The following is a 24,736-nucleotide window of genomic DNA, read 5'->3' on the forward strand; positions in this document are numbered from 1 at the left end:
ATATCACTTTTTAGCGACCCGCTTCACTGCTTTCTTCTCATGCCATGGAGAAACCGGTGGCCACCTCGGCGCAAGCAACCGCCCTTGCCTGTCTCGACGGCATCCAGCCGTTGTTGTCCGCGTGGACACGCACCATCTTCGATTACGGCGAGACCGCGTGGCGGGAGTATCAATCAGCCGCCTGGTATGTCGAGCGGCTGAAACTCGAAGGCTTTTCCGTCGAAGAAGGCTCCGCCGGCATGCCGACCGCCTTCTGCGCGCATTGGACCAACGGCCCCGGCCCGACCATCGGCATGTACGCCGAATACGACGCGGTGCCGGGCAATTGCCAGGATGCCGCTACGGTCGAGCGTCCGCGCCGGGGACTTGGCAACCAGGCCGGCGGCCACACCGACCCGCATTCCGGGCTGGGCATTTCGAGCCTCGGCGGGCTGCTGGCGACCAAGGCGGCGATGCAGCGCCACGGCATTTCAGGCACGCTGCGCTTCACCGGCGAGCCGGCGGAAAAGGTGCGCGGGTCAAAGCCGATCCATGCCGCCAAGGGCTATTATGACGGCCTTGCCGGCATGATCTCCTTTCATCCGTTCTACATGCTGCCGCTCTGCAACACGGCGCGCTGGGACACGCATTGCGGCGCGGCCTACGCGATGATCTATCGCTTCATCTGCGACCAACCGGAGCGCTGGGCGCTGGCTGCGGGTGCTGCACCCATTCCGCAAGCACATTCGGCGGCGCGCGCCCCCGGCGCCAACGACGCATTGTTGATGATGTACATGGCCTCCAAGGCTCTGCGCGATTCCATGCTGCCGCACCAGGGCGGCTGGTCGATCAGCGAAGCGATTCTGACGGCGGGGCAAGCAACCGCCGACAATTTGCCGGCGGGGCTGGCCGAGATCCAGTACATGATCCGCGTGCCGACGCTTGCCATGGCCGAGCAGGTCACCACGGTGCTCGACCGCAATGCCGAGGCCGCTGCCAGCATGAGCGGCTGCCGCCATGAGCGGCATTGGGTGTCGAAGTCACGACCGGGACTTGCCAATCATGCCATGGCCGAAATCGCCTATGAAGCGCTGTCGACGGCTGGGCCGCCGCGCTGGGACGAGGACGCCAAGGCAGTTGCCCGCGAAATACAGGTCAATGCCGGGCGCATGGCGAGCGACGAGCCGTTCATCGAAGAACTCGAGCGCTTGATCGAGCCGCAGGCGGCGGAAGCGATCCTGCGCCGCGATCTGGCGCCCTCGCAAGTCAATTCGACCTCCGACGATTACACCGACATGAGCTGGCATACGCCGACAGCGCGGTTCTATGTCGCCCGCCCGGCGCTACGTTCGGAGACCGGCTACCCCTATCCGGCATGGGTGATGAATGCGCTGGGCGGCATTTCGGCGACGATCGACCCGATGGTCATCTGCGCGTCCAAGACGGTCGCGCTGGCGGCGCTCCGCCTGCTGGAAGACCAGACCGCCCGCGATGCAGCGATGAATGAATTCGTCGCCCGCACCGGCGGCGGAATCGGCGGTTCGAACTGGATCGCGCCGCTTTGCGACTACGACCCGCCGATCGGGTTTCGATGGCCAGAATATGTCACCACCCCGCGTGGACGCGACTGGTGGATACCGAGCAATCAGACACCCCAAACCACCTCACGAGGAGCATCCCATGACCGTTCATGACCGCATTGTCGCCGAGCCGTTTTCGCTGCAGCGCCGCAACCCCGCCGGCGGCACCAAGCCGCTGACCGCCTGGGGTTTTGCCAACGAGACCGACGTGCTGACCGACGTCCTGCTTGGCTCACCCAATTTCCTGCGCCATCTGTCGACCAGCTCGCTGTCGCGAAAGCATCTGCGCGAGGCACCCTGCAACGTCCAGATCGCCCAGGCCCAGCACAAGGACCTGGTCGCCGCCTACGAGCATTTCGGCGTCAACATCCACTGGCACGAGCCGACGCCTGAGCTGCCGATGCAGGTCTATTCCCGCGATTCCAGCGTCATGACGCCTTACGGCGCCTTCATTACCGCCATGGCCAACTGGTGGCGGCGCGGCGAGAACTATGCCGCGATCCGCACCTACGAAAAGCTCGGCATCCCGATCTACGACATGGTCACCGCAGGCACGTTCGAGGGCGGTGACTTCAACGTCATCGAGGACGGCGTCGTGCTGATCGGCTGCGGCGGCGCGCGTACGCAGGAAGAAGGCGCCCGCCAGGTGCAGGCATGGTTCGACAAGGAAGGTTGGGAAACCCGCATCGCCTTCATCGACGAGTATTATGTTCATATCGACCTGATGGTGGTGCCGATCGCCGAGAAACTGACCGCTGTCTGCCTCGCCTGCACCGAACCCGGCATTGTCGACTGGTTGAAGGGCAAGGGCCACGAGATCATCGACGTGCCGTTCCAGGATACGATGGCGCTGGGCTGCAACTTCATGTCGCTGGGCAAGGACCGGGTGATCGCGCCGACCTCCAGCCAGGTACTGATCGGCCAGCTCAAGGCGCGCGGCTTCGAGGTCGCGGCCGTCGACATGAGCGAGATCTCGAAGACCGGCGGCGGCATCCACTGCATGGCGCAGGCGCTGAAGCGCGAACCGGCCTGAGGAGTGGGATAGCGCTACGCTGCTTCGCTCACATTCGCATCACCATGATCGGCATCCTGGCGGCCGAGGGTGCAAGGTCGCGCGCGCAAAACGGCTGAGATCGCCGGCTGGCGGCACCGTGTGCCCCGCTTGCGAGTCGCAACGCTGCCCGATGCGAAACTTGCGCGATAGCTAATATAAGCGCACAGTAAAAACGTCTTTTGGGAGAGGACAGCTCATCTGCAAATCGGGAGGAAAGCATGAACACCATGAGCCTCACCACGCTTGAACGCGGCAAAACGACAGTCGACGCCGCAGCCCTGGAAGCGTTTTCGGCACAATTGCGCGGCAAAATGCTGAGCGAAGGCGATGGCGCGTACGACGAAGCACGGACCGTCTGGAATGCCACGGTCGACCGACGGCCCGGGCTGATCGTGTGCTGCGTCGGAGCTTCCGATGTCATCAGTGCCGTGAATTTCGCCAGGGAGAACAGGCTTCTCGTCTCGGTGCGCGGCGGCGGCCACAACATTGCCGGAAGTGCGGTCTGCGATGGTGGCCTGATGATTGATCTGTCATTGATGAAATCGGTGCGGGTCGATGTCGCTGCGCGGCGGGCATGGGTCGGGCCTGGCGCGACGCTTGCCGATGTCGACAAGGAAACGCAGGCCTTCGGGCTGGTGGTACCGACCGGCATCAACTCGACCACCGGCATATCCGGCCTGACGCTGGGTGGCGGCTTCGGCTGGATCACCCGCAAATTCGGCCTGACCATCGACAATCTTGCCTCCGTCGATGTGGTCACCGCCGATGGCAAACTGCTCCGGGCCAGCCAGACTGAAAATCCCGATTTGTTCTGGGCGCTGCGCGGCGGCGGCGGCAATTTCGGCGTCGTCACCGCATTCGAGTTCCATCTCCATGAGTTTGGACCGCAAGTGCTGGCAGGGCTTGTCGTCCATCCCTTCGCCGATGCCGAAAAGGTGCTGCGGGAGTATCGCAAGGCGCTCGAAACCGCTCCTGACGAGTTGACCTGCTGGGTAGTCATGCGGCAGGCGCCGCCGCTGCCCTTCCTGCCCGCGGAATGGCATGGCAAGGAGGTTCTGGTTCTGGCCATGTGCTATTGCGGCGATATCGAGGCAGGTGAAAAGGCGACGCAGAAACTTCGAGCCATCGGCACGCCGATTGCCGATGTCGTGGGCCCCAGCCCGTTCACCGGCTGGCAGCAGGCATTCGACCCACTGCTCACGCCCGGCGCCCGCAACTACTGGAAGAGCCATGACTTCACCGAGTTTTCCGAGGAGGCGGCTGCGGTCGTCAGGGGGGCAATAGCCAAGCTGCCGGGACCCGAGTGCGAGATATTTATCGGCCATGTCGGCGGCGCGGCAGGTCGCGTCAAGGCGGACGCAACGGCGTTCCCACAGCGCAGTTCGCATTTCGTCATGAACGTTCACGCCCGCTGGCGCGAACCCACGATGGACAAGGCTTGCACCGACTGGGCTCGTTCAATCTACGAGGCGGCCAAACCTTATGCCGCCGGCACCGCCTATGTGAACTTCATGCCGGAGGACGAGGTCGACCGGGTCGAAGCGGCCTATGGTGGCAACCATCGACGGCTTCTGGAAATCAAGCAGCGCTACGACCCGCTGAACCTGTTCCGCATGAACCAGAATTTGCGTCCGAAAGAAAGCTTGCGAGCCGCATGAGACGTGCCGTGCTGCAGTGAAAAAGCTCACGCCTCCGCTGGAGGCGCGGGCACATGCTGTTGGCGCCGGGCTGTATTCTTGGGCCGGCCCATCAGCAACAAACCCAATACTGTGTCTTCGCCGCCCTTGTGAGTGCTGGAAAAATGGAGGAATAGTCTCCCGGAATGCATCGCCCTGAAATTGCCGGTTTGCGGTTCTCAGGTCGTGCAATTGCTAGCCGGATTCCGAATGGCCAGTCCCGAACCGCGCAAGAGAAGAGGTCCGATCGCCGCCCGGCTGCTGGCGCTCGATGCGTGGATCGATTCCTCGCTCTATGAGATCGGCTTCAAGGCGCGCCAGTTCTGGGAATCAGCGACGATCTTCTCGCGGCGCTTCCGCGTCAACGGCTGGCGCCGTGGCATCATCGAACTGTTGAGCGAAGGTTTCACGCTCGGCGCCGTCGGCATCGTGGTGATGCTGGCGCTGGCCATTCCGGCTTTCCAGGACACGGCTGGCGACTGGCGCGCCCAGGGCGACTTCGCCGTCACCTTCCTTGACCGCTATGGCAACGAGATCGGCCAGCGCGGCATCATCCAGCGCGATTCCGTGCCGGTCGACGAGATGCCCGATCACGTCATCAAGGCGGTGCTTGCCACCGAGGACCGTCGCTTCTTCGATCACTACGGCATTGATGTGCTCGGCCTGTCGCGCGCGATCTTCGAGAATGTGCGGGCGAACTCCGTCGTCCAGGGCGGATCGAGCATCACCCAGCAGTTGGCCAAGAACCTGTTCCTCACCAATGAGCGCACGCTGGAGCGCAAGATCAAGGAAGCCTTCCTGTCGCTGTGGCTCGAGGCCAATCTGTCGAAGAAGGAGATCCTGCAGCTCTATCTCGACCGCGCCTATATGGGCGGCGGCACGTTCGGCATCGAGGCTGCCGCCGACTTCTATTTCGGCAAGAGCGTCAAGGACCTGAACCTGGCCGAGGCGGCGATGCTGGCCGGCCTGTTCAAGGCGCCGACCAAATATGCGCCGCACATCAACCTGCCGGCGGCGCGCGCGCGCGCCAATGTGGTGCTGTCCAACCTTGTCGATGCCGGCTTCATGACCGAAGGCCAGGTCCTGCAGGCCAGGCTGCATCCGGCCGATGTCGTCGACCGCGGCGAACAGAAAAGCCCTGACTATTACCTCGACTGGGCATTCGACGAGGTCAAGAAGATCGCCAAACCTGGCCAGCACTCGCTTCTCGCCCACACCACCTTTGACGCCAACATCCAGAAGGCGGCGGAAGAATCGGTGGAGTTCCACCTGCGCCAGTTCGGCAAGGAGTACAACGTCACCGAAGGTGCCGTCGTCGTCATCGAGACCAACGGCGCCGTGCGCGCCATCGTCGGCGGCCGCGACTATGGGGCCAGCCAGTTCAACCGCGCCACCAAGGCGCTGCGCCAGACCGGCTCATCATTCAAGCCCTATGTCTACGCAACCGCGATGGAACACGGCTTCACCCCCAACTCCATCATTTCCGGCGGCCCGATCAGCTGGGGCAGCTGGTCGCCGCACAATTACAACGGCGGATCGGCCGGCAACGTCACGTTGATCATGGCAATGGCCAAGTCGATTAACACCGTGCCGGTGCGGCTGGCCAAGGATCATCTCGGCATCGGCCCGATCAAGGCCATGGCCGAGGCGATGGGCGTGGAATCGCCGATCGAAGCACATAAGACGATGGTGCTCGGCACCTCGAGCATGACGGTGATGGACCAGGCGACGGGCTACAGCGTGTTCGCCGACAACGGCTTCGTCGGCTCCCGGCACGGCATCAGCCAACTCGTCACCCGGACCGGCGAGGTGGTCTATGATTTCGCCAAGGACGCGCCGCCGCCACACCGGGTGCTGTCCGAGCAGGCGCTCAAATCGATGAACACCATGCTGGCCGCAGTGCCGGTGATGGGTACGGCGCGGCGAGCCCAACTTCCCAACATCGTCGTCGCCGGCAAGACAGGCACCACGCAGTCCTACCGCGACGCCTGGTTTGTCGGCTTCACCGGCAACTACACGGCGGCGGTATGGATGGGCAATGACGACTTCACGCCGACCAAGAACATGACCGGTGGCTCACTGCCGGCGATGGTGTGGCAGCGACTGATGGTCTACGCGCACCAGAACATCGACCTCAAGCCGATCCCTGGCATCGACAAGCCCTTCGTCGATGAGGAGATCGCCGCCAAGGCCGAGGAAGCACAGAAGAAGAGCGACGATCAGGCGGCGGCCGATGCAGCCGCCGAACGGCCGCCGGTGCTGTCCAGCCGCACGACCCAGACGCTGCGGGACATGACCACGCTGTTCCATTCGGCGCCCGTCCTCAGTACGCCGCAACTGCCGGAGACGCTATCGGCGCTGTGATTGGCGCCGATACAGTTGAGGGGTGATGGCCGGATCACCGCCATTGCCAAGCTGGAACACCCCTCATCCGACCGAGCTTCGCTCGGCCACCTTCTCCCGCAAGGGGAGAAGGGAGAGCCGTCTGCAATTCTACGTCGGCCCGCTTGCCACAAGGCCCCACGCCGCGATATCCCCGAGCGGCAACTCTTCGTGTTCCCGGCCCCTCATGCTCAAAACTGCCTTCCTGACGCTGCTTTCGCTTGCCATAGCCATCGTCGGCGGTGGCGGCAGCGTCTGGTATGCGCTGAAAATCCAGGATGGCGTCGGCGCCATCAGGATCGGCCAATGGACGGCCTTTCCCGATATCGGCACGCCGGCCGCCGATCCCTATTCCAAGGCCCGCGTGGCGCGCGAGGGTGTGCTTGCGCTCGGCCGCGCCGAGGGGCTGTCCTTCGTCGCCGAGCGAGACGCGAGCGGCGCCGAGCTCAAGCGCGAATGCACCTACACAATCGAGGGTGATTTTCCGACGGCACGGTTCTGGACGCTTTATGCCGCCGACCAGTCGCTCGGCGTGGTCGAAACCGGCAAACCCCGGCTGGCGGCGCTGCAATCCTACGGGGTGGTGCGCCAGCCCGACAATTCGGTGATCATTTCCGTCGGCCATCACCCGATGCCAGGCAATTGGCTGCTAACAGACGGCTTCGGCAGGATGTATTTCGTGCTGACCTTCTACGACACGCCAATCGCCAGCAGCACCGGCCTGTCGGACGTCTCGCTGCCGCATATCGTCAAGGTCGGCTGCAATGCGTAGTTTTTACGCTGCGATGCGCGGACTGCTGCATGCCGTCCTGCTCGGTCTGCTCGGCGCCGGCATCGTGCACATCGCCGTGCTGCTGCTGGTGCCCGAGTTTTCCGAACGCGATGCCTGGTCGCGGCTGTCCATGGCGTCGGATCTCTACAAGATGACGCGGCTCGATGCCGAGGCCGGTGGCGCGCCCGTGGTGAAATCCGTCGACCCGCTGTTTTACGCGACGGCCTGCCGGTTCGATCTGGGCGAAGGCATGGTCCGCGTCAAGGCACCTGGACATGTCCCGTTCTGGTCGGTGTCGGTCTATGACCGCAGCGGCCACAACATCTATTCCTTCAACGACCACACAGCGACCGGCGGCGTTCTGGATGCCGTCGTGCTGACGCCGGCGCAGATGATCGACGTGCGCAAGGATCTTCCAGAGGATCTTCAAGGAGCGATCTTCGTCGAAGCGCCGATCGAGGAAGGCATCTTCGTCATCCGCGCCTTCGTGCCCGACAGCAGCTGGAAGCCGATCGTGTCGCGCTTCTTCGAACAGAGTTCCTGCGAGTTGCAGGACTTCTAAAGCGTGTCGCGTCTGAACGGATTCAGACGACCCGCTTTGGATCTTTGTTTTTATGCATGTCGTTCTCCCAAAACCGAGGTCACTTTTGGGCGACATGCACTAGACATGACCCCGGACCAAAGGTCCGTGGCCGCCGAAACTCAGTGGTGCGGGACCGGTTTTGTTCCTGGCGAGCCCGGCTTGCCGGGATCGATCGGCCGCACTTCGCCGGCATGCGGCCGCTCGTAACGGATGCCGGGAAAGATGATCACCGCCGCCGGCATTTCGGCGGTTTGCTTTACTCTGGTGTTTGGTGCCGTACGCGGCACGAAAGACAGTACCATGCCCATGGTTCGCGCATTCCTCTCGGTTTCCCCGGAGCACAACGCAACGCCTCCAAATGTCATTAAGGCCGGCAGAGGGTTAACGGAACGCTAACGGATCGTCGCTAACTTGAACTTTGTTCTTGGCACTCTCGGAACCGGCACGGTCCCGGTCGAGCGTCGTCAAGGTTGTGTCGAGTACGGGCGTATCCTTCGTGTCATCTTCGGACTTCAGGCAAATCGCGGTGCGAAAAGACTCGGGAAAGGCCGAAAGGCTGTTCCGAGCCGCGGTGTCGGCGTTCTGTTCGCTCACCCGCCCATCACGCCGCGAGATCGGTCAACTCGAAGACCTGACGCTGCCGCTGTTCAATGACGTGTCCGTCGAATCTCGCCGTTACGTGGCAGCCGCCCTTTCCGAATGCGAATACGCCCCCGCCGCCCTGGTGCGCCGCCTTTGCGAGGAATCGGTCGACATTGCCGCGCCGCTGCTCATCCGCTCACGCGCCGTCAGCGACATCGATCTCATCGCGCTGATCGGGCGACATGGCCTGCCGCATGCGCGTGCCATCGCGCGCCGCAAGGGTTTGAACCCGACCATCGCTGATCTGATCAGGGCCCTCGAGAGGCCAACCCTGGTGCGCGCGCCGCAACCGGATGCGAATGCCGCCGCGGCAGACAAGATCGCGCCAGCGAGCACGGAAACCGCCTCTGACGAGCCCGCCCGGGAACAGGCACTCGGCATCGCGGCCGAGAATGCACGGCGCAGGCTGCGCTCGATGATGCGCGCGGGCGACGAGGCGGCAGCGACGAACGCCGATCCTTTCAAGGGCGCCGACATCTATGTGAAATTGCGCGAGACAGCGCTGACGGGAAACGCCGCGTTCTTCCAGACCGCGCTCGCCGATGCACTCGATATCGATTTCGAGATCGCGCGATCGCTCACCGCCAACCAGAATTATGCCTCGCTGCTTGCCGCCTTGCGCTCGCTCGACCTCAGCGAAGACAGGGCCTTCCTGATCACGGTTGCCGTCTATCCCAACCAGTTCCCGCATCCGCAGGCTATCCGCACCTTCCTCGACCGTTACCGGCTGCTGCATCGTGAAGCGGCCCAGGACAAGATGCGGTCGTGGCGGGCGGAAGCCCTTTCAAGGGTGGTTCGCGGCGCAGCACCTGCCAACGGCGATACACGCACCGCCTCGAACAGCGACGATGCGGCGGCTTCGTCCGGCCTCAGGGCGTCTTCACGGAAATAAGCTCCTCGACGGGCACGGTGCCGGCCTCGATCTCGACCACCCAGATATCGGGATCGAATTTTTTCTCCCTTTCCAGCCTGACGTCGAGCACTGTGGCATCCTCGCCGGTTCCGAGCTGAGTGAAAAACCGGTCGTCGGGCTTGGCCGAATCATAGCTTGTCTGCGGCGCCGGCCCGAACAGGGCAACCTCACCCAGCCTGCCCCGCGCCAGCACGAACACAGCGCCGGCCTCGGTCGCGCCGCGCTTGACCACGGCGGCAAATCCACCGGCGCCGAAAACCCGGCGCAACAGGGCCGAGACCCACAGATCCGATGTGACACGCATGAGAAAACTCCGCGAATGCATGTCGCCTCGGTTTGGGACACGACATGCAGGCAAACAAGGCAAGCGGGTTCTCTAAAGTAGTTTGCCGTTTCAAGGAAACGGCAAACTACTTTAACCCTTGTTTGACGCGATTCCGGACGGAAAACCGTTTCACACTTTCCTGGAATTGCTTTGTCGATATTTCCGCCGCTGGGCGAGCCGTCGTTTCAGCCGTCAGTTGGTCAGGCCGATCTCGCGCATCTTGACGTAGACGATCTCATCGGGCTCGCCGGTCTGCGGCAGCCCGAACAGCGACTGGAATTCCTTGATCGCCGCCTTGGTTCGCGCGCCGACGACACCATCCAGCTGCATGTCGTCATTGCCGAACGCCTTGAGCCCGGCCTGGATCTTGACGATGCGGGCATCGGGCGCTTGCGTCTCGGCATCCGCCTGCCCGGAATTTGTCTGTCCTGAACCTGTCTGCAAAGACACCGGAACGGCGGCCGGCATATCCGGGCGCGGCTGCGGCCTGGGTACGACGGAAGCGGTTTTCGGCGTCGCGCCCAGTTGATCGAGCAGAAGCGCGTCGATCTCGCCGGACGCGTTGAGCCCGACCTTCTGCTGATAGTCCTGGATGGCCTTGCGGGTGTTGGGTCCGGAAATGCCGTCGACCGTTCCCGAATAGAAATCAAGATCCTTCAATATGCCTTGCACCTGCTCGACAACCGGATCGCCCTTGATCGGTGCCGGCGCGCCGGATGGCCGCACGATGTTGAACGTCGTTTCCGGCTCGTCGGGCGCCGCGTGCGGAAAGCCCGCAATGCTGCGGGTCGCGAAGAATGCGCCGGCATGCGGGAAAGGCTGGTACCACAAGGCATTTGCGGAGACGTAGAACAGCGTCACCAGGAATGCCGTCGAGCCGCCCACCAGGACAGGGTTGCGCGAGATCATTCCGCCGACGGCGACAGCGCCGTCCTGAAAGGCGTTGCTGCGGCGCTTGACCGCCTTAGCCTGTTTTGCGGAGCGAGCCATTTCTGTCCCCTTTCGCCATCGCTACAGGCATGGTCAGCACGCCGGCCTTCTCCGCCTGATGTCCCTTCGGTCCGTTCACCGGCAGGCTGATGGTCACCGTGGTGCCCTCGCCCGGCATGCTTTCGATGGACATCGTGCCTTCGTGCAGCGCCACAAGGCCCTTGACCAGTGAAAGGCCAAGACCAGTCCCCTCGAAACGGCGGGTATAGTCGTTCTGGATCTGCATGAAGGGCTTGCCGAGATTGGCGAAATCCTCCTCGGCGATGCCGATGCCGGTGTCCCTGACCCAGAAATGCAGGCGCGAACCGATCCGCTTGGCAGCGACGACGACGTCGCCGCCGTCGGGGGTGAACTTGATCGCATTGGAGACCAGGTTGATCAGCATCTGCTGCACGGCGCGCTGGTCGGCATTGATGTCGCCGGCGTCCGGCGCGATCTGCGCCCGCAGATCGATGTTCTTGGCCTGCGCCTGCAGCTGCATCATCGACTGGCACATGTCGACCGCTTCCGCGAACCGGAACGGCTCCGGCTCGGTCGCATAAACGCCCGATTCAATCCTGGACACGTCGAGTATCGAGGTTACGACGGCGAGCAGATGCTGGCCCGAATCCCTCACCAGGCCGACATATTCCTTCTGGCGCGGATCCTTGAAGCCGCCGAACATCTCATGCAGCAGCATATCCGAGAAGCCGATGATGGCATTCAACGGCGTGCGCAGTTCGTGGCTGACCACCGCCAGGAAGCGCCCCTTCGCCACTTCGGCGGATGCGGCCGCCTCATTGGCTGCGGCGAGATCCTCGCGCAACCGGGCGATCTCGTCATTCTCGCGCAGGACGAGCGTAAAGATGTCACCCTGTTCCTCACCACGCACCAGATCAAGCGAGAACGGCCGGTAATTGTCGGCCGTCAGGCTATTGCCGTTCTGAGGCAGCCGGATGCGCAATTCGAGCCGGCGCGACAACGCACCGTCGCGCATGTCGGCCATTGCGCTGAGATAGGAAACGCGATCCGACAGATGGACGCGATCGAAGAGGCCGTTTCCGGACAGCAGTTCGGGCGGCAGTTTCAAAAGCGTGCGCGCTTTCGGCGACGCGTCCAGGACCTCGCCATGGCGGGCGACCCGCAAGACCACCGCATCGATGATTTCTTCGAGCCGGTCGGCAGTGTCGACCACAGCCGCGTCGGCGGTGTTTTGAAATGCCGATGCACGCGGCATCAGCGTAAGCGCCCACGCCAACGGCACCAGCCAGTGCCACGCCGCGATCTGCGCTCCTGCGAACGGAAATACGGTTCCAGCCAGAGGCTGAGCCAGGATGGCGACAGCGGCCGACACGGCTCCCCACAGTGCTGCACGTCGCGAGCCGCCAATCCACCAGGCTTCGAAAGGCAGCGCCAGGACAAGCATGGCGACAGGCGAACCCAACCCACCCGCGGCGGCAATGACACTGCCGAGCGAAATGCCGGCCAGCACCAGGGCGAGCCCACTCGCTATCGCCATCTTGCCGGTCGCCGCCACCAGCAAGGCGACGAACCAGCACAGGCCAAAAGCGGCGAAGATGGCGGCCATGGTGACGGCGACGCCCATGCCTGAAGTGACCAGCATGACCGCGGCGCCGGCGGCAAAGAAAGGAGCGGCGAGCATGACGCCGATGAAACGGCGCTGGCGCTCGCGGTCGCTCCGCCCAAGGATGGACGGATGGACCATACGTTCGCAACCGGCAGAAATCGCGCCAGGCAATTCAACGTATCTGGCCTTGATTGAACTCAACTCAACGCACTCGCACTTGTCGTGGACAGCTCTGCTTTGCAGATGGTTCTGGTTGGCTTTGAAACTCGCATCCAGCGTTTAAGGAATGGATAAGGCAGGGCCGACCAAGGCCCTGGCCTGCGGCAAATATCGGGATGCCGGCCGCCGAAAGCACGGGCAAATGCAGCCATAGTAAACGGAGAGTTATCCGGCGACGGCACCTATCGGACAGGCGCACACGGCACCCGGACTTCCACATTCAAAGAAAAATACAGGAAAATCATGGGGATGTATGGTTATTTGTTGTTAAGGAAAATCACTGGCAATTGAGACAAATCGATTGCAGAACGCTTCGTTTCGAATTTGCCTAAAATTTGAGGAAAATTCTCTCTTTGCCCGCAAGCCGTCCTTTGCGCCTGTGTGCCAAGATCCTGCCTACAAAAGAGGTCATGCCATATGGATGCATGATCCGGTCACGACGAGAGGGCAAGGGCATGGTCTTCCTCATAAGAATGGCTTTCTGGTTTTCGCTGGTGCTGCTGGCGCTGCCGCTGGCTGTCGGCCCCGATGAATCGGGCCGCGAAAGCGTCGGGCCGATCCAGGCCTTGTTTGCGGCACGCGAAGCGGTTGGCGATATCGCCGGCATTTGCGAACGCAAACCCGATGTCTGCGAGACCGGCAAGTCGGCGATGCACACCATCACCGCCCGCGCCAAGGAGACCGCCAAGATCGCGGCAGCGATGATGGACGACAAGTCCGCCGCCGGCCCCGACACGTCGACGATGACTGGCAGCCTGCCCGAAGAAATCGTCTTGCCCGAGACCGTCAACCTGCCTCCTCAGAATTAAGCCGTTTCGACGGCGCACCGCGGGCTGTCTGCCCTCTCGACGCCCGCGGTGTCCTTGTTTTTTCCGTGACGCGGCGCCGCCGCGTGACTATATCCGGCATTATGATCACCACGATCCAGACGATCCGCGACGATTTTTCGTTCCTCGAGGAATGGGAAGACCGCTATCGCTATGTCATCGAACTCGGCGAGGCGCTGCCGCCATTTCCCGACGAGCAGCGCAGCGCCGCCAACAAGGTGCCAGGATGCGTGAGCCAGGTCTGGTTGACCACCGAACGCGGGGCTGGAGCCGACCCAGTCATCACCTTCACGGGCGATTCGGACGCTCACATCGTGCGTGGACTGGTTGCGATCATACTTGCGCTGTTTTCCGGCAGGACCGCCAGCGAAATCCAGCAGACCGATGCGGAAGCGACATTGAAAGAACTCGGCCTCGACGAACATCTGTCGCCGCAGCGCGCCAACGGCCTTCGCTCGATGGTCAAGCGCATCAAGCGCGACGCCGAGGCAGCGCTCAAGCAGACCGCCTGACACCTTCATACCGGATCCGCGCCTCGCGGCGCAAAAATCAAACGGCGCCCGAAGGCGCCGTTGATGTCGATCCGATCTGGCTTATTTTGACGCAATTCCCAAGGGAGAGCTCTATGCGCTTTCCCGGGAAAACCGTTTCACTTTTCCTTGAATTGCTCTGGCAGCGATTACCGCGCTTTGCGCTTGCGGCCGAGGCCCATCTTCTTGGCAAGCTGTGACCGGGCAGCCGCATAGTTGGGTGCAACCATCGGATAGGTCGGGTCAAGGTTCCACTTTTCGCGATACTGGTCCGGTGTCAGGTCATAGTGGGTCATCAAATGGCGCTTCAGCGACTTGAACTTCTTGCCGTCTTCAAGGCAGACGATGTAGTCGTCATGAACCGACCGCTTCGGGTTGACCGCCGGCTTCTGCTTGTCGGCAGGCGGCTGTTCGGCGGTTCCGCCCACACGCCCGAGCGCAGCATGGACATCGGATATCAGGTTCGGCAATTCGCCGACCGGCACGGGATTGTTACTGACATAGGCGGCCACCACATCGGCGGTCAATTCGATCAGCGCATCGCTGTTTCTGGAAGGTGTTTCGACAATATCCATGGTCTTCGGGCCCCAACAAGAGTTACATCGATCTGCGCCCTTTTTTACAAGCAGGGCATCGCACGAATTTTGTGCAGGTAGAGTTTCTACGATTCGTGTCGCGGGCACATCAATGAGCGCCCAGACCAAGTAAGTCAATTCGGCCCTTACGCTATATTGAACGATATTGATCAATTATTCCGCGATCAGCTTCAATCTTTCGTGCATTGTGTAATTTATCGATATTTCGCGCGCTCGTCGGCAACGGCTGACGCAACGTCAGCTCGCCGTTACATTCGCGGCATCTCACGGAATGGGTTTTAATGTTTGATTTTGCTTGGCTATCGTCGGGCAATATTGGTTGTTCATATTTGTCCACAAAACCACAGGTTGCCGTGGTCATACGCAAGCAATCAGGCGACATGCCTGTCATCCGGCGGATCGGCTGATTGCTGCCGGATCAATCAATGCGGCGTGATGTATTTGCCATACGCCCAGCCGGTGACGAATTTGCCGTTCTGGGCCGGATCATGCCAGACTTCGCACCAGCGAAAACGAATCTTTTGTTCCTGCTTCCATGCCGGCTGGTTGGCGATGTCGAGCAGGTTTATTCCGCCGGTGCATCGCCCGGTCATCTGCAGAACGGTCCCGTTCGGATATGCCGCCTGCTTCTGGGATGCGCCCGAAGGGTATTTGCGCACATTGAGCGTGTCGCCGAACGGCACATTGGCCACTTGCCAAGCCGCGAATACGGTCGCATGAGACTGGCCGGCAAAGGCCAGAGTTAGTGAAGCAACGGCGAAAGCCGCAGCAGTCCGAGACCAAATAGTCATCATCTCTCCTCCCGGCTCATCTCCTGGAGCCGACACAATCCATACGCTCCGGCTCTTGAACCTGCCCTGATCGGCGTGTTCATTCGCCGTTCAAGATATTCTCCATTCGAGATGGTCCATTCAAGATACTGGCCCATTGAAGATACTGGCCCATTGAAGATACTGGCAAAGCGAGACGCAATGACCAAGACATCCATATTTCCGATCGTCAGCCCGCCAACGCCCGAGAAGCGGCCGGTTTCCGACACGCATCACGGCATCACGCGAACCGACGACTATGCCTGGCTGCGGGCCGACAACTGGCAGGAAATGTTTCGCGACCCGTCATTGCTCGATACCGGGATCCGCGCAGAACTCGAGGCGGAGAATGCCTACCAGTCAAAGCTGATGGCCGACACGGTCGAACTGCAAAAGCAGCTTTTCAAGGAGATGAAGGGCCGTATCAAGGAAGACGATTCTTCCGTGCCGATGAAGGATGGGCCCTATGCCTATGGCTCGTCCTTCAAACTTGGTGGCGAGCAGCCGCGCTATTTCCGCATGCCGCGAGACGGCGGTGCCGAGCATATCCTGCTCGATGGTGACGCGGAGGCCGCGGGCAAGGCCTATTTCCGTCTTGGCGGCGTCGACCATTCGGCCGACCACGCAAGGCTGCTGTGGGCATTCGACGACAAGGGCTCCGAATTCTACACGCTTCGCGTGCGTGACCTTGCCGACGGCAGGGAACTTGCGGACCAGATCCCCGACACCGGCGGTTCAGGTGTCTGGAACGCCGCCAATGACGGCTTCTTCTATACACGTCTCGACCCCAACCACCGCCCGTCGAAGGTGCTGTTCCATGCGCTTGGCAACAGCCCGCAAAGCGACCGGCTGATCTATGAGGAAACCGATCCCGGCTTCTTCATGAATGTCGACGGCACCCGCAACAACGAGTGGATCATGATCGGCATCAACGATCACGAGACCTCGGAATACCGCCTGATGCGCGCCGACGATCCGTTTGCCGAACCGAAACTGGTGTCGCAGCGCGAGATTGGCCTTCAGTACGAGTTGGAAGAAGGCGGCGATATCTTCTTCATCCTGACCAATGCCGACGGCGCCAAGGACTTCAAGATCATGACGGCACCAGCGGGCGATCCCGTGCGCGCCAACTGGCAGGAACTGGTGCCGCACGAGCCCGGCCGGCTGATCCTGTCGGTGATCGGCTTCAGAGACCACATGGTTCGGCTCGAACGCAAGGAAGGCCTGCCGCGCATTGTGGTGCGCGACCGCACCAGCGGCGAGGAGCATCTTCTGTCCCTCGACGAGGAGGCCTTCTCGCTCGGCCTGTCGGGTTCCTATGAGTACGACACCGAGATCATGCGCTTTTCCTACTCGTCGATGACGACGCCGGCCCAGGTGTTCGACTATAATATGCGTACCCGCGAGCGGGTATTGCTGAAGACCCAGGAAGTGCCGTCCGGCCATGATGCGGACTACTATGTCACGCGGCGGCTGATGGCGCCGGCCAGCGATGGCGAACTGGTGCCGATCTCGCTTTTGCACCATCGCGACACGCCGCTGGACGGATCCGCACCTTGCCTGCTTTACGGCTACGGCTCCTATGGCATCACCGTGCCCGCCGCCTTCAACACCAACTGGTTCTCGCTGGTCGACCGTGGCTTCGTCTTCGCCATCGCTCACGTTCGCGGCGGCAAGGACAAGGGCTATGGCTGGTACGATGACGGCAAGCGGGAGCACAAGATGAACACGTTCACCGATTTCATCGCCGTCGCGCGCCATCTGGTGACGGAGCGTTACACGGCGCATGACCGTATCGTCGCCCAGGGCGGTTCGGCCGGCGGCATGCTGATGGGTGCCGTCGCCAACATGGCGCCGGATTGTTTTGGCGGCATCGTCGCCGAGGTTCCCTTCGTCGATGTCCTCACCACCATGCTCGATGCGACCCTGCCGCTGACGCCGCCGGAATGGCCCGAATGGGGCAACCCGATCGCGTCCGCCGACGACTACCGGACCATTGCCGCCTACTCGCCCTATGACAATGTCGCTGATCACGACTATCCGCCGATCCTGGCGCTGGCCGGTCTCACCGATCCGCGCGTCACCTATTGGGAACCGGCCAAATGGGTGGCCCGGCTGCGCGACCGCAAGAGCGGGGACAATCCGGTCCTGTTCAAGATCAACATGGATTCCGGCCATGCCGGTGCCTCCGGCCGGTTTTCGCGGCTGGAGGAGATCGCCTACACCTATTCCTTCGCGCTGAAGGTGATGGGTAAGGCGCAGCCTACGGGAGAAATCGACCGATGATCGATCTCGCTACACTGATTGCTTATGTCGCGGTTGTGCTCGGCTTCGTCTTCATCCCGGGTCCGGCCACGCTCCTTACCATAGCGCGGGCAACGAGTTCCGGAACCAAGGTTGGCATCGCGACCGGCGCCGGGATCGCTGTCGGCGACATCTTTCACACCGTCATGGCCATGATCGGCATATCGGCGATCATCGCCGCATCGGCGACGCTGTTCAGCGTCATAAAGTACATCGGCGCGGGCTACCTGGTTTATCTCGGCATTCGCGCGATCATGGAGAAAACACCAGGCGGCCCGGCTGCCGGCGCGCTTGCGATCTCTGCCGGGAAGGCGTTTCGACAGGCTGTCCTGACCGAAGTGCTCAACCCCAAGACCGCTCTGTTCTTCCTTGCCTTCCTGCCTCAGTTCGTGCGGCCTGAAAACGGGACGGTGATGCTTCAGATGACCGTGTTGGGGGCCATCTTCGTCGTACTGGGCCTTTTCAGCACGGTCGTCTTTGCCGTGAGCGCTGGCCGGCTCGGCACGTTCCTGCGCCGAAATTCGTCGGTGTTACGATGGCAGGGCAAAGTTGTCGGCGGCATCTACTGCGCTTTGGGCGTCCGTCTGGCGCTGCAGCAACGCTGACTCCAGACGATGATCGACGCGCCTTCCGAAGAGGCTGCGCGATCAGGGCTTTTTAGGTTCCCGTTGCTCATTTTCACTCGCAATTGCGATGACCGCGCGCTACCCAGTGCACGGTTTTCCCGGCCCGACAGCCTCCAATCGCGTAAAGGTCCATTATGCTGCTCGTCGACGTCTATCTCGACAAATCGCCTATCCAGGGAATCGGCGTCTTTGCCAAGAACCACATTCCTCGTGGCACTCTGATCTGGAAGCTGGACCCAAGGTTCGATCGGCTCATCGAGGTCGAGACTTATGAACGTGCGGCCGGTCCGGTGAAGAGCTATCTCGATCGCTACTCCTATCCCGACCGCCGCGATCCGAACTACATCGTCTTCGAAGCCGACGACGCGCGCTACATGAACCATGCCGACGAGCCGAACTGCGACGTCTCCTCACCGGAGGAGAGCTTTGCGTTGCGCGACATCGCGCCTGGCGAAGAGCTGACCTGCAACTACAACCATTTCTTCGAGACGGGTTTCGATTTTCTCGGCGACCGTCACCTGTCTGAAGACTCGGTCTAGTTTGCCGTCTTCTTGCGGGCCGGATAGCCGTTTGGATGCGCCGGTATCGCCTTCAGATAGGCGGCGATGGCCGCACGGTCCTGCGGCGTCAGTTCGGCCATGTTCCGTTGGACATCGACCATGGCGCCGCCGACCGAATCGAAATCGGGCGTGAAGCCGGTTTCGAGATAGTTGGCGATATCGGCCTCCGACCATTCGGCGAGACCGCCCTCGCCCGATGTGATGTTCGGCACGACGCCATTGCCTTCGGCGGCCACGGCGCCCGCCATCCACTCGTTCTTCTTCGTGCCGCCCGCAAGATCGCGCGGCGTGTGGCATTCGCCGCAATGGCCCGGACCCTCGACCAGGTAGCGGCCTGCCATCACCGGATCAGGCGTGCCTTCGGGGAAGGCAACAACCGGCTGATCGCTGAGATAGAGCAATTTCCACAGGCCGATGCCGCGGCGGACATTGAAGGGGAAATCGAGCGAATTGCCCGCTGCCTTGCCGGCGACGGCCGGCAACGTCTTCAAGAAGGCATAGAGATCGCCAATGTCAGCCGGATTCATGCGCGCGTAGGATGCGTAGGGAAACGCCGGATAGAAATGCTCACCAGACGGCGACACGCCCTTCAGCATGGCATTGGCGAGGTCCTCGACAGACCATGCGCCGATACCGTCCCTGGGATCTTGCGAAATGTTGGGCGGCACGAAGGTTCCGAACGGCGTCTTGAGTTCAAGGCCACCCACGAGTTGAAGCCGGGCGTCGCCCTGTGAGCCCGGCTTTGCATGGCAGGATGTGCAACCGCCGGCATAAAAGATGCGCTTGCCCCTGGCTGCGTCACCAGGACCGAGCTTGGCCAGGGTTTCCCTGTCGAGCCTCACCGGCGCCGACAGGACCCACCCGGCAACCGCGCCGACGCCGCCCAGAATGACGACGGCGCCGACAAGTTTCTTCAGCCATGCCATGGCTGGTGATCAGCCCTTCTTGATTCTGTAGCCTTGATGGCAGGTGCCGCAATCCGAGCCGATAGCGCCGACTTGCGCCTTCAGCGCGTCGGCATCGGCGGGAGCCGCAGCGACCGCGGCCTTCACGTCTGCGAGATATTTGTCCTCGGCTGCGTTGAAGCCAGCCATGTCTTGCCAGATCTTCGGCGAGGCCGTGGTGTCGCCGGTGTCGCTGCCGGCCGGAAACAGCGCATCGGCATCAAATTTTTCCGCATTCGCCTGCAACGCCTGAAGTTGCGTCAGCACAGCCGCGGCATCAAAGGGCTCCTCGCCCTTGACAACTTTCGACAGGCCGCCGACGATCTTTCCACGTTCCTTCATCAGTGCCTGCCGGTCGAGGACCGGGTCGGCAAAAGCCGCCGAGGCCGCGAGTGCGAGCATAGAGATGGCGATAACAAGCTTTCTCATTCAATTGGCTCCATGATGAAGGCATTTCGGGACAGGACGTTAACGGATGCCGCAGGAGGAAAATTCCCTCCCCGGACGACTTTTGCCAGATCTTTGCTTTTTATGGGACACTGAAAAAGAAAAGCCCCGGGTGATACCGGGGCTTCCTGGAAATCGATCACTTCGCCTTTTCGTACAATTCAAGGACATGGTCCCAGTTGATCAGGCTGTCGACGAACGCCTCGAGATATTTCGGCCGGGCGTTGCGATAGTCGATGTAATAGGAATGCTCCCAGACATCGACGCCGAGGATCGGCGACGCGCCATGGACGAGCGGGTTCTCGCCGTTCGGCGTCTTCGAGATCGCCAGCTTGCCATCCTTGACGGAAACCCAGGCCCAGCCGGAACCGAACTGGGTCGTGCCGGCGGCAATGAAGTCGGCCTTGAACTTGTCATAGCCACCGAGATCGCTATCAACTGCCTTCTGCAAGGCGCCCGGCAGCTTGTTGCCGCCGCCGCCTTTCTTCATCCACTTCCAGAAATGGATATGGTTGTAGTGCTGGGCGGCATTGTTGAAGAGGCCGGCATTCTTGCCGAACGACTGCTTGACCACCTCTTCGACCGACAGATCACCCAAGCCTGCCTCGGCGGCGAGCTTGTTTCCGTTATCGACATACGCCTTGTGGTGCTTGTCGTGGTGATATTCCAGCGTCTCTTTCGACATGTAAGGCTGCAAGGCCTCATAGTCGTAAGGCAGAGCGGGCAATTCAAAGGCCATGGATAGTACTCCCTCGTGGAAAAATCCGGTGTCGATACCGGAGTAAGATAGGTCTGGAATGGATTGGGACAACTCCGGATGAAGCGTCGGTCGCCTTTTTATCCGCTCAAGCAGCGGAAGTCGAATGCGCCCAATCCCAATAGAGTTCGCGCGCCTTTTTGGCCACCGGCCCGGGTTGCAGATTGCGATCCTCGATACGCGTGACCGGCACGACCTTGGAATGGTTCCCGGTCGAAAAAATTTCGTCCGCTTCGAGGAAATCGCGCACCGACAGCGTCTTTTCCGTGGTCTTGAACCCATACTCGCCAAGCAGCGTTATCGTGCGCGAGCGGGTGATGCCGGACAGGAAGGTGCCGTTCGGCGCCGGTGTAAAGACATGACCGTCCTTGACCAGGAAGATGTTCGAGGTCCCGGTCTCGGCAACGTTGCCCAGCATGTCGAGCACCATTGCGTTGTCGAAGCCGCGCATCTTGGCTTCGAGAATGGCCCGACCGTTGTTGGGGTAAAGGCAGCCGGCCTTGGCGTTGGTCGGCATGGTTTCGATGGTCGGACGCCGGAACGGCGACACGGTCACCGAAAAGCCAGTCGCCGGAATCATCGGCGATTCATAGAGGCAAAGGCAAAAGCGGGTCGACGCCGGGTCGGCCGGGACGCCCATATAGCCGCCATGCTCGGCCCAGTACATCGGCCTGATATAGACCGCCGTCTTGCCGTCGAACTTCTTCAACCCGTCCCATGTCAGCCCGACGATCTTGTCGGCGCTCATGTTCGGCTTCAGGCCGAGTGCGATCGCCGAAGAATTCACCCTGACGGCATGGAGGTCGAGATCCGGCGCCACGCCTTCGAACCAGCGGCCACCGTCGAACACGCTGGTGCCGAGCCACATGGCGTGGCTGCGCGGCCCCAGAATGGCGACGTTGCCCTCGTGCCAATCACCATCGACGAAAGTCCATGTCGCGGATTGCGCCGCCGCCGCCAGTGTCATCGTGTGGTCCCGCCTCAATCGGTCTCGTGTGACGGCCATTGGAAGATGCTTTGGCGGGCGCCGTCAACCGGCATCATGGAGTTTTGTTGAGGCCAGTGCCGGGGCGCAATGCAATCAAAGCTTGCACCTTGTCGCACCTGCCCTCAAAACTGCTGTCATGCAATACGCCGCCTATGTCTTCGACGCCTATGGCACGCTGTTCGACGTGCATGCCGCCGTGCGTCGTCATGCCGACCGGATCGGGCCGGACGGCCAATTGTTGTCCGAGATCTGGCGCGCCAAGCAGCTCGAATATTCCTGGGTGCGCACGCTGATGGGCGCCTATGCCGATTTCTGGCAACTGACCGAACAGGCGCTCGATTTCGCCTTCCGCAAGGTTCCCTCGGCCGACCCCGGTCTCAAGGCGATATTGCTGGATGCCTACTGGCGGCTGGATTGCTATCCGGAAGTGCCGGCCGTGCTCAAGGCGCTCAAGGCTTCGGGAGCGAGGCTGGCGATCCTGTCCAACGGCTCGCCCGAAATGCTGCAGGCGGCGGTCAAATCCGCCGCGCTCGACCAGGTTCTGGATGACATCTATTCCGTCGATAGGGTGCGGCGCTTCAAGACCGACCCGGCGGTCTACGATATGGTCGCCACCGGCTGGCGCCTCTACCCCGGCGCGGTTTCCTTCCAGTCGTCCAATCGCTGGGACATTGCAGGCGCCACCAAATTCGGTTTTCGCACGGTGTGGATCAACCGCTCCAACCAGCCCGAAGAATACCGGGATTTCCCACCGGCCCTTATCCTGCCGTCGCTCGAAGCCCTTGTGCCCGGCAGCTAGGAAACCTGTGTCTCTGGCGCCACAGTAGCAGCCTGGTCACAGCTTCGCCTTTGTTTGCCCACGTTCGGGCCAGAATCGGAACCGCCTATCGCCCCAGGTGTTGTCAGGCACCCGCGCAACTGTCGGCGAATTCACGTTTTGTTGCGATTTGAGACTTAAAGAAGGCAACCATGTCCATTACCGAAATCGAATCTTTTCGCCTGAGCCGTCGCGGCTTTCTCAACGCCGCAGCCCTGGGCGCCGCTTCGATCGCGGTTTCCGCATGCGCTACCACCGGGCCGGGTCCGGTCGAGCCGCCGCCACCAACCTATGTCGAGCCGCCTCTGGCCGATTATGTGACGATGTACGCCGCTGTCAGCGACGGCGGCTTCGACTTGCCGGCCATCCCCGTCGACAAGATCGATCCGCAGTTCCTGCGTCAGATCGTTCCCGACCCGACGGGACAGAAGCCGGGAACCATAGTCGTCGATACCACCGGCCACTTCCTTTATCTGGTTCGTCCAGGCGGTCAGGCGATACGCTACGGTGTCGGCCTTGGCCGTGCCGGCTTCGAATGGTCCGGCGACGCCGTCGTTCAGTGGAAGCAGAAATGGCCGAAGTGGACGCCGCCGGACGAAATGATCGCCCGTCAGCCGGAATTGAAGCCCTATAGCGCCGACAATGGCGGCATGCCCGGCGGCCTGAAGAACCCGCTCGGCGCACGCGCGCTCTATCTGTTCCAGGGCAATGTCGACACGCTCTATCGTCTGCACGGCTCGCCTGAGTGGCGGTCGATCGGCAAGTCGGTCTCGTCAGGCTGCGTGCGTCTGATGAACCAGGACATTATCGACCTCTATGATCGCGTGCCCTCGAAGACTCCGGTCGTCGTGACCAGCGACGCCAGCCAACCCATGGTGGCGACGGCCAACCGACAGGCGATTCCGATCGACGCCGGCGTGCCGGACGGATCGGTGCTGCTTGGACCGGTCAAGGCGATCACCAATTCGATCTTCTGATCTGCGGGGGCGTGACGAGGTTTGCCCCCTGAGGAGCTTTAGCTGTTCCTCAGCGGGCGCCAATGTAGCAACCTTCATGGACCATGCAGAGATTGCCGTCGCGCCGTGCAGGACGTTCACACCCTGATCTCACTGGGGAGCGCACTTTAGGCGAACGGGCTCACTTCAGTCCCAGATGCAAGGACAGTCGATTTGCAGCTCCTCGAAGGTGCTTTTCCGCAGCTTTGCGAGCCTCTTGTGGATTCCCCTCCGCGATCGCGTTGAATATGGCGATATGCTCTTCCTGAACTTGAGAGAGTAGGGCATTTCGCAGCGAACTGGCGCGAGCCTTTCGGATAAAATTCCGTACATGCGACTCCAGGAAATTGGACATTTCCTTGAAATGCGGATTGCCGCAGGCATCGACGATCTCTCTGTGAAAGGCCATATCCTCCTCAACGCCGGCTTCATCGTTGTCGAACGCCCGCTGGATGGCATGTAATTGCATTTCAATCGCCGCAAGCTGCTTTGCTGAGCGCCGTTCGGCAGCCAAAGCTGTTGCAGCCGATTCCACCGCCATCAGAAGCTCGATGATGTTTTCAACATCCAATGCATCGGTCAGATCAACACCGGCCAATCGAAACGCCATCTCCTTCGTCTCGATTACGAACGCCCCTAGACCCTGCCGGGTTGCAACGAGTCCGTCGCGTTTGAGGATGCCGATTGCTTCCCTGACGATCGGCCGGCTCACACCATATTTTTCCGATAGCTCGTGCTCCGTTGGCAGCTTGTCGCCCTTGGCGTGTGCGCCCGAAGTGATGTCGCTCCTGATCCTCGAGGCTACGGAATCGGCAAGTGAAGGTCCTCGTCTAACCTTTTCATCATAAACCATA

General features: G+C 61.5%; 25 protein-coding genes. 14 read left to right on the forward strand and 11 right to left on the reverse strand.

The genetic code is table 11. The features are described 5' to 3' along the window. Window positions 1–44: 44 nt before the first annotated feature. From NP945_RS04800 to NP945_RS04825, 6 genes are all read left to right on the forward strand, one after another. Window positions 45–1,673, forward strand: a complete 1,629-nt coding sequence (locus tag NP945_RS04800) for an amidohydrolase (RefSeq protein WP_256745703.1) — start codon at window positions 45–47, stop codon at window positions 1,671–1,673. Further along, a complete protein-coding gene (locus NP945_RS04805) occupies window positions 1,660–2,592 on the forward strand; it encodes a dimethylarginine dimethylaminohydrolase family protein (protein WP_256745704.1) in 933 nt (310 codons plus the stop codon). Before NP945_RS04800 ends, NP945_RS04805 begins: the two co-directional genes overlap by 14 nt. Window positions 2,593–2,831: 239 nt before the next feature. Continuing rightward, window positions 2,832–4,271: an FAD-binding oxidoreductase gene (locus tag NP945_RS04810; RefSeq protein WP_256745705.1), complete on the forward strand. Its 1,440-nt coding sequence runs from the start codon at window positions 2,832–2,834 to the stop codon at window positions 4,269–4,271. A 228-nt stretch (window positions 4,272–4,499) separates the two neighbouring features. Further along, a complete protein-coding gene (locus tag NP945_RS04815; protein ID WP_127327194.1) occupies window positions 4,500–6,653 on the forward strand; it encodes a transglycosylase domain-containing protein in 2,154 nt (717 codons plus the stop codon). A gap of 205 nt (window positions 6,654–6,858) precedes the next feature. After that, window positions 6,859–7,443 (forward strand): DUF1214 domain-containing protein, encoded by a 585-nt coding sequence (locus NP945_RS04820; RefSeq protein ID WP_256745706.1) that lies wholly within the window; start codon window positions 6,859–6,861, stop codon window positions 7,441–7,443. After that, window positions 7,436–8,005, forward strand: coding sequence for a DUF1254 domain-containing protein (locus NP945_RS04825; protein ID WP_127271883.1), 570 nt, complete (start codon window positions 7,436–7,438; stop codon window positions 8,003–8,005). Before NP945_RS04820 ends, NP945_RS04825 begins: the two co-directional genes overlap by 8 nt. A gap of 140 nt (window positions 8,006–8,145) precedes the next feature. Here NP945_RS04825 and NP945_RS04830 read toward each other — a convergent pair whose 3' ends face one another. Next, the gene (locus NP945_RS04830; RefSeq protein WP_256745707.1) at window positions 8,146–8,334 is read right to left on the reverse strand and encodes a hypothetical protein; all 189 of its coding nucleotides are present in this window, start codon (window positions 8,332–8,334) and stop codon (window positions 8,146–8,148) included. Between the two features lie 188 nt (window positions 8,335–8,522). Between NP945_RS04830 and NP945_RS04835 the strand changes: the two genes are divergently transcribed. Next, complete coding sequence (locus tag NP945_RS04835; RefSeq protein WP_256745708.1) at window positions 8,523–9,560, forward strand: hypothetical protein; 1,038 nt, start codon at window positions 8,523–8,525, stop codon at window positions 9,558–9,560. On the opposite strand, the gene NP945_RS04840 is transcribed toward NP945_RS04835, so the two are convergent. From NP945_RS04840 to NP945_RS04850, 3 genes are all read right to left on the reverse strand, one after another. Next, window positions 9,538–9,885 (reverse strand): DUF1491 family protein, encoded by a 348-nt coding sequence (locus tag NP945_RS04840; RefSeq protein WP_256745709.1) that lies wholly within the window; start codon window positions 9,883–9,885, stop codon window positions 9,538–9,540. The two genes, NP945_RS04835 and NP945_RS04840, sit on opposite strands and share 23 nt — an antisense overlap. Before the next feature lie 213 nt (window positions 9,886–10,098). After that, window positions 10,099–10,896 (reverse strand): peptidoglycan-binding protein, encoded by a 798-nt coding sequence (locus tag NP945_RS04845; protein ID WP_127268164.1) that lies wholly within the window; start codon window positions 10,894–10,896, stop codon window positions 10,099–10,101. Then, a complete protein-coding gene (locus NP945_RS04850; RefSeq protein WP_256745710.1) occupies window positions 10,871–12,601 on the reverse strand; it encodes an ATP-binding protein in 1,731 nt (576 codons plus the stop codon). The genes NP945_RS04845 and NP945_RS04850 overlap by 26 nt, the downstream gene beginning before the upstream one ends. Before the next feature lie 536 nt (window positions 12,602–13,137). Between NP945_RS04850 and NP945_RS04855 the strand changes: the two genes are divergently transcribed. Together NP945_RS04855 and NP945_RS04860 are read left to right on the forward strand one after the other, a co-directional pair. Then, window positions 13,138–13,491: a DUF5330 domain-containing protein gene (locus tag NP945_RS04855; protein WP_027035810.1), complete on the forward strand. Its 354-nt coding sequence runs from the start codon at window positions 13,138–13,140 to the stop codon at window positions 13,489–13,491. A 101-nt stretch (window positions 13,492–13,592) separates the two neighbouring features. Continuing rightward, complete coding sequence (locus NP945_RS04860) at window positions 13,593–14,021, forward strand: SufE family protein (RefSeq protein ID WP_256745851.1); 429 nt, start codon at window positions 13,593–13,595, stop codon at window positions 14,019–14,021. 167 nt (window positions 14,022–14,188) lie between these two features. Here NP945_RS04860 and NP945_RS04865 read toward each other — a convergent pair whose 3' ends face one another. Beyond that, entirely contained in the window at window positions 14,189–14,614 is a 426-nt protein-coding gene (locus NP945_RS04865) for a MucR family transcriptional regulator (RefSeq protein WP_013532660.1), read from the reverse strand. Between the two features lie 443 nt (window positions 14,615–15,057). Continuing rightward, on the reverse strand, window positions 15,058–15,426 hold the full coding sequence (locus tag NP945_RS04870; RefSeq protein ID WP_127268166.1) for an SH3 domain-containing protein: 369 nt from the start codon (window positions 15,424–15,426) through the stop codon (window positions 15,058–15,060). A 180-nt stretch (window positions 15,427–15,606) separates the two neighbouring features. Here NP945_RS04870 and NP945_RS04875 point away from each other — a divergent pair, with 180 nt between their 5' ends. The 3 genes from NP945_RS04875 to NP945_RS04885 all read left to right on the forward strand — a co-directional run bounded on the left by NP945_RS04875 (window position 15,607) and on the right by NP945_RS04885 (window position 18,913). Continuing rightward, window positions 15,607–17,730: a S9 family peptidase gene (locus tag NP945_RS04875; protein WP_256745711.1), complete on the forward strand. Its 2,124-nt coding sequence runs from the start codon at window positions 15,607–15,609 to the stop codon at window positions 17,728–17,730. Further along, window positions 17,727–18,353, forward strand: a complete 627-nt coding sequence (locus tag NP945_RS04880) for a LysE family translocator (RefSeq protein WP_256745712.1) — start codon at window positions 17,727–17,729, stop codon at window positions 18,351–18,353. The genes NP945_RS04875 and NP945_RS04880 overlap by 4 nt, the downstream gene beginning before the upstream one ends. 155 nt (window positions 18,354–18,508) lie before the next feature. Continuing rightward, window positions 18,509–18,913 (forward strand): SET domain-containing protein, encoded by a 405-nt coding sequence (locus NP945_RS04885; RefSeq protein WP_127321379.1) that lies wholly within the window; start codon window positions 18,509–18,511, stop codon window positions 18,911–18,913. Here the strand turns inward: NP945_RS04885 and NP945_RS04890 are convergent. The 4 genes from NP945_RS04890 to NP945_RS04905 all read right to left on the reverse strand — a co-directional run bounded on the left by NP945_RS04890 (window position 18,910) and on the right by NP945_RS04905 (window position 22,049). Beyond that, window positions 18,910–19,860 (reverse strand): cytochrome c, encoded by a 951-nt coding sequence (locus tag NP945_RS04890; RefSeq protein ID WP_127327188.1) that lies wholly within the window; start codon window positions 19,858–19,860, stop codon window positions 18,910–18,912. The genes NP945_RS04885 and NP945_RS04890 overlap by 4 nt on opposite strands. Before the next feature lie 9 nt (window positions 19,861–19,869). Then, on the reverse strand, window positions 19,870–20,307 hold the full coding sequence (locus tag NP945_RS04895) for a cytochrome c (protein ID WP_127269954.1): 438 nt from the start codon (window positions 20,305–20,307) through the stop codon (window positions 19,870–19,872). A 157-nt stretch (window positions 20,308–20,464) separates the two neighbouring features. Then, entirely contained in the window at window positions 20,465–21,064 is a 600-nt protein-coding gene (locus NP945_RS04900) for a superoxide dismutase (protein ID WP_013532667.1), read from the reverse strand. A 106-nt stretch (window positions 21,065–21,170) separates the two neighbouring features. Then, window positions 21,171–22,049, reverse strand: a complete 879-nt coding sequence (locus NP945_RS04905) for a branched-chain amino acid aminotransferase (protein WP_256745713.1) — start codon at window positions 22,047–22,049, stop codon at window positions 21,171–21,173. A gap of 157 nt (window positions 22,050–22,206) precedes the next feature. Between NP945_RS04905 and NP945_RS04910 the strand changes: the two genes are divergently transcribed. Both NP945_RS04910 and NP945_RS04915 read left to right on the forward strand, forming a co-directional pair. After that, the gene (locus NP945_RS04910; RefSeq protein ID WP_256745714.1) at window positions 22,207–22,869 is read left to right on the forward strand and encodes a haloacid dehalogenase type II; all 663 of its coding nucleotides are present in this window, start codon (window positions 22,207–22,209) and stop codon (window positions 22,867–22,869) included. A 170-nt stretch (window positions 22,870–23,039) separates the two neighbouring features. Next, complete coding sequence (locus NP945_RS04915; protein WP_127269960.1) at window positions 23,040–23,864, forward strand: L,D-transpeptidase; 825 nt, start codon at window positions 23,040–23,042, stop codon at window positions 23,862–23,864. Between the two features lie 160 nt (window positions 23,865–24,024). On the opposite strand, the gene NP945_RS04920 is transcribed toward NP945_RS04915, so the two are convergent. Continuing rightward, entirely contained in the window at window positions 24,025–24,735 is a 711-nt protein-coding gene (locus NP945_RS04920; protein WP_127269962.1) for a FadR/GntR family transcriptional regulator, read from the reverse strand. Window position 24,736 lies beyond the last annotated feature (1 nt).

The sequence above is a fragment of the Mesorhizobium sp. LMG17149 genome, assembly GCF_024518695.1.
Lineage (GTDB): Bacteria > Pseudomonadota > Alphaproteobacteria > Rhizobiales > Rhizobiaceae > Mesorhizobium.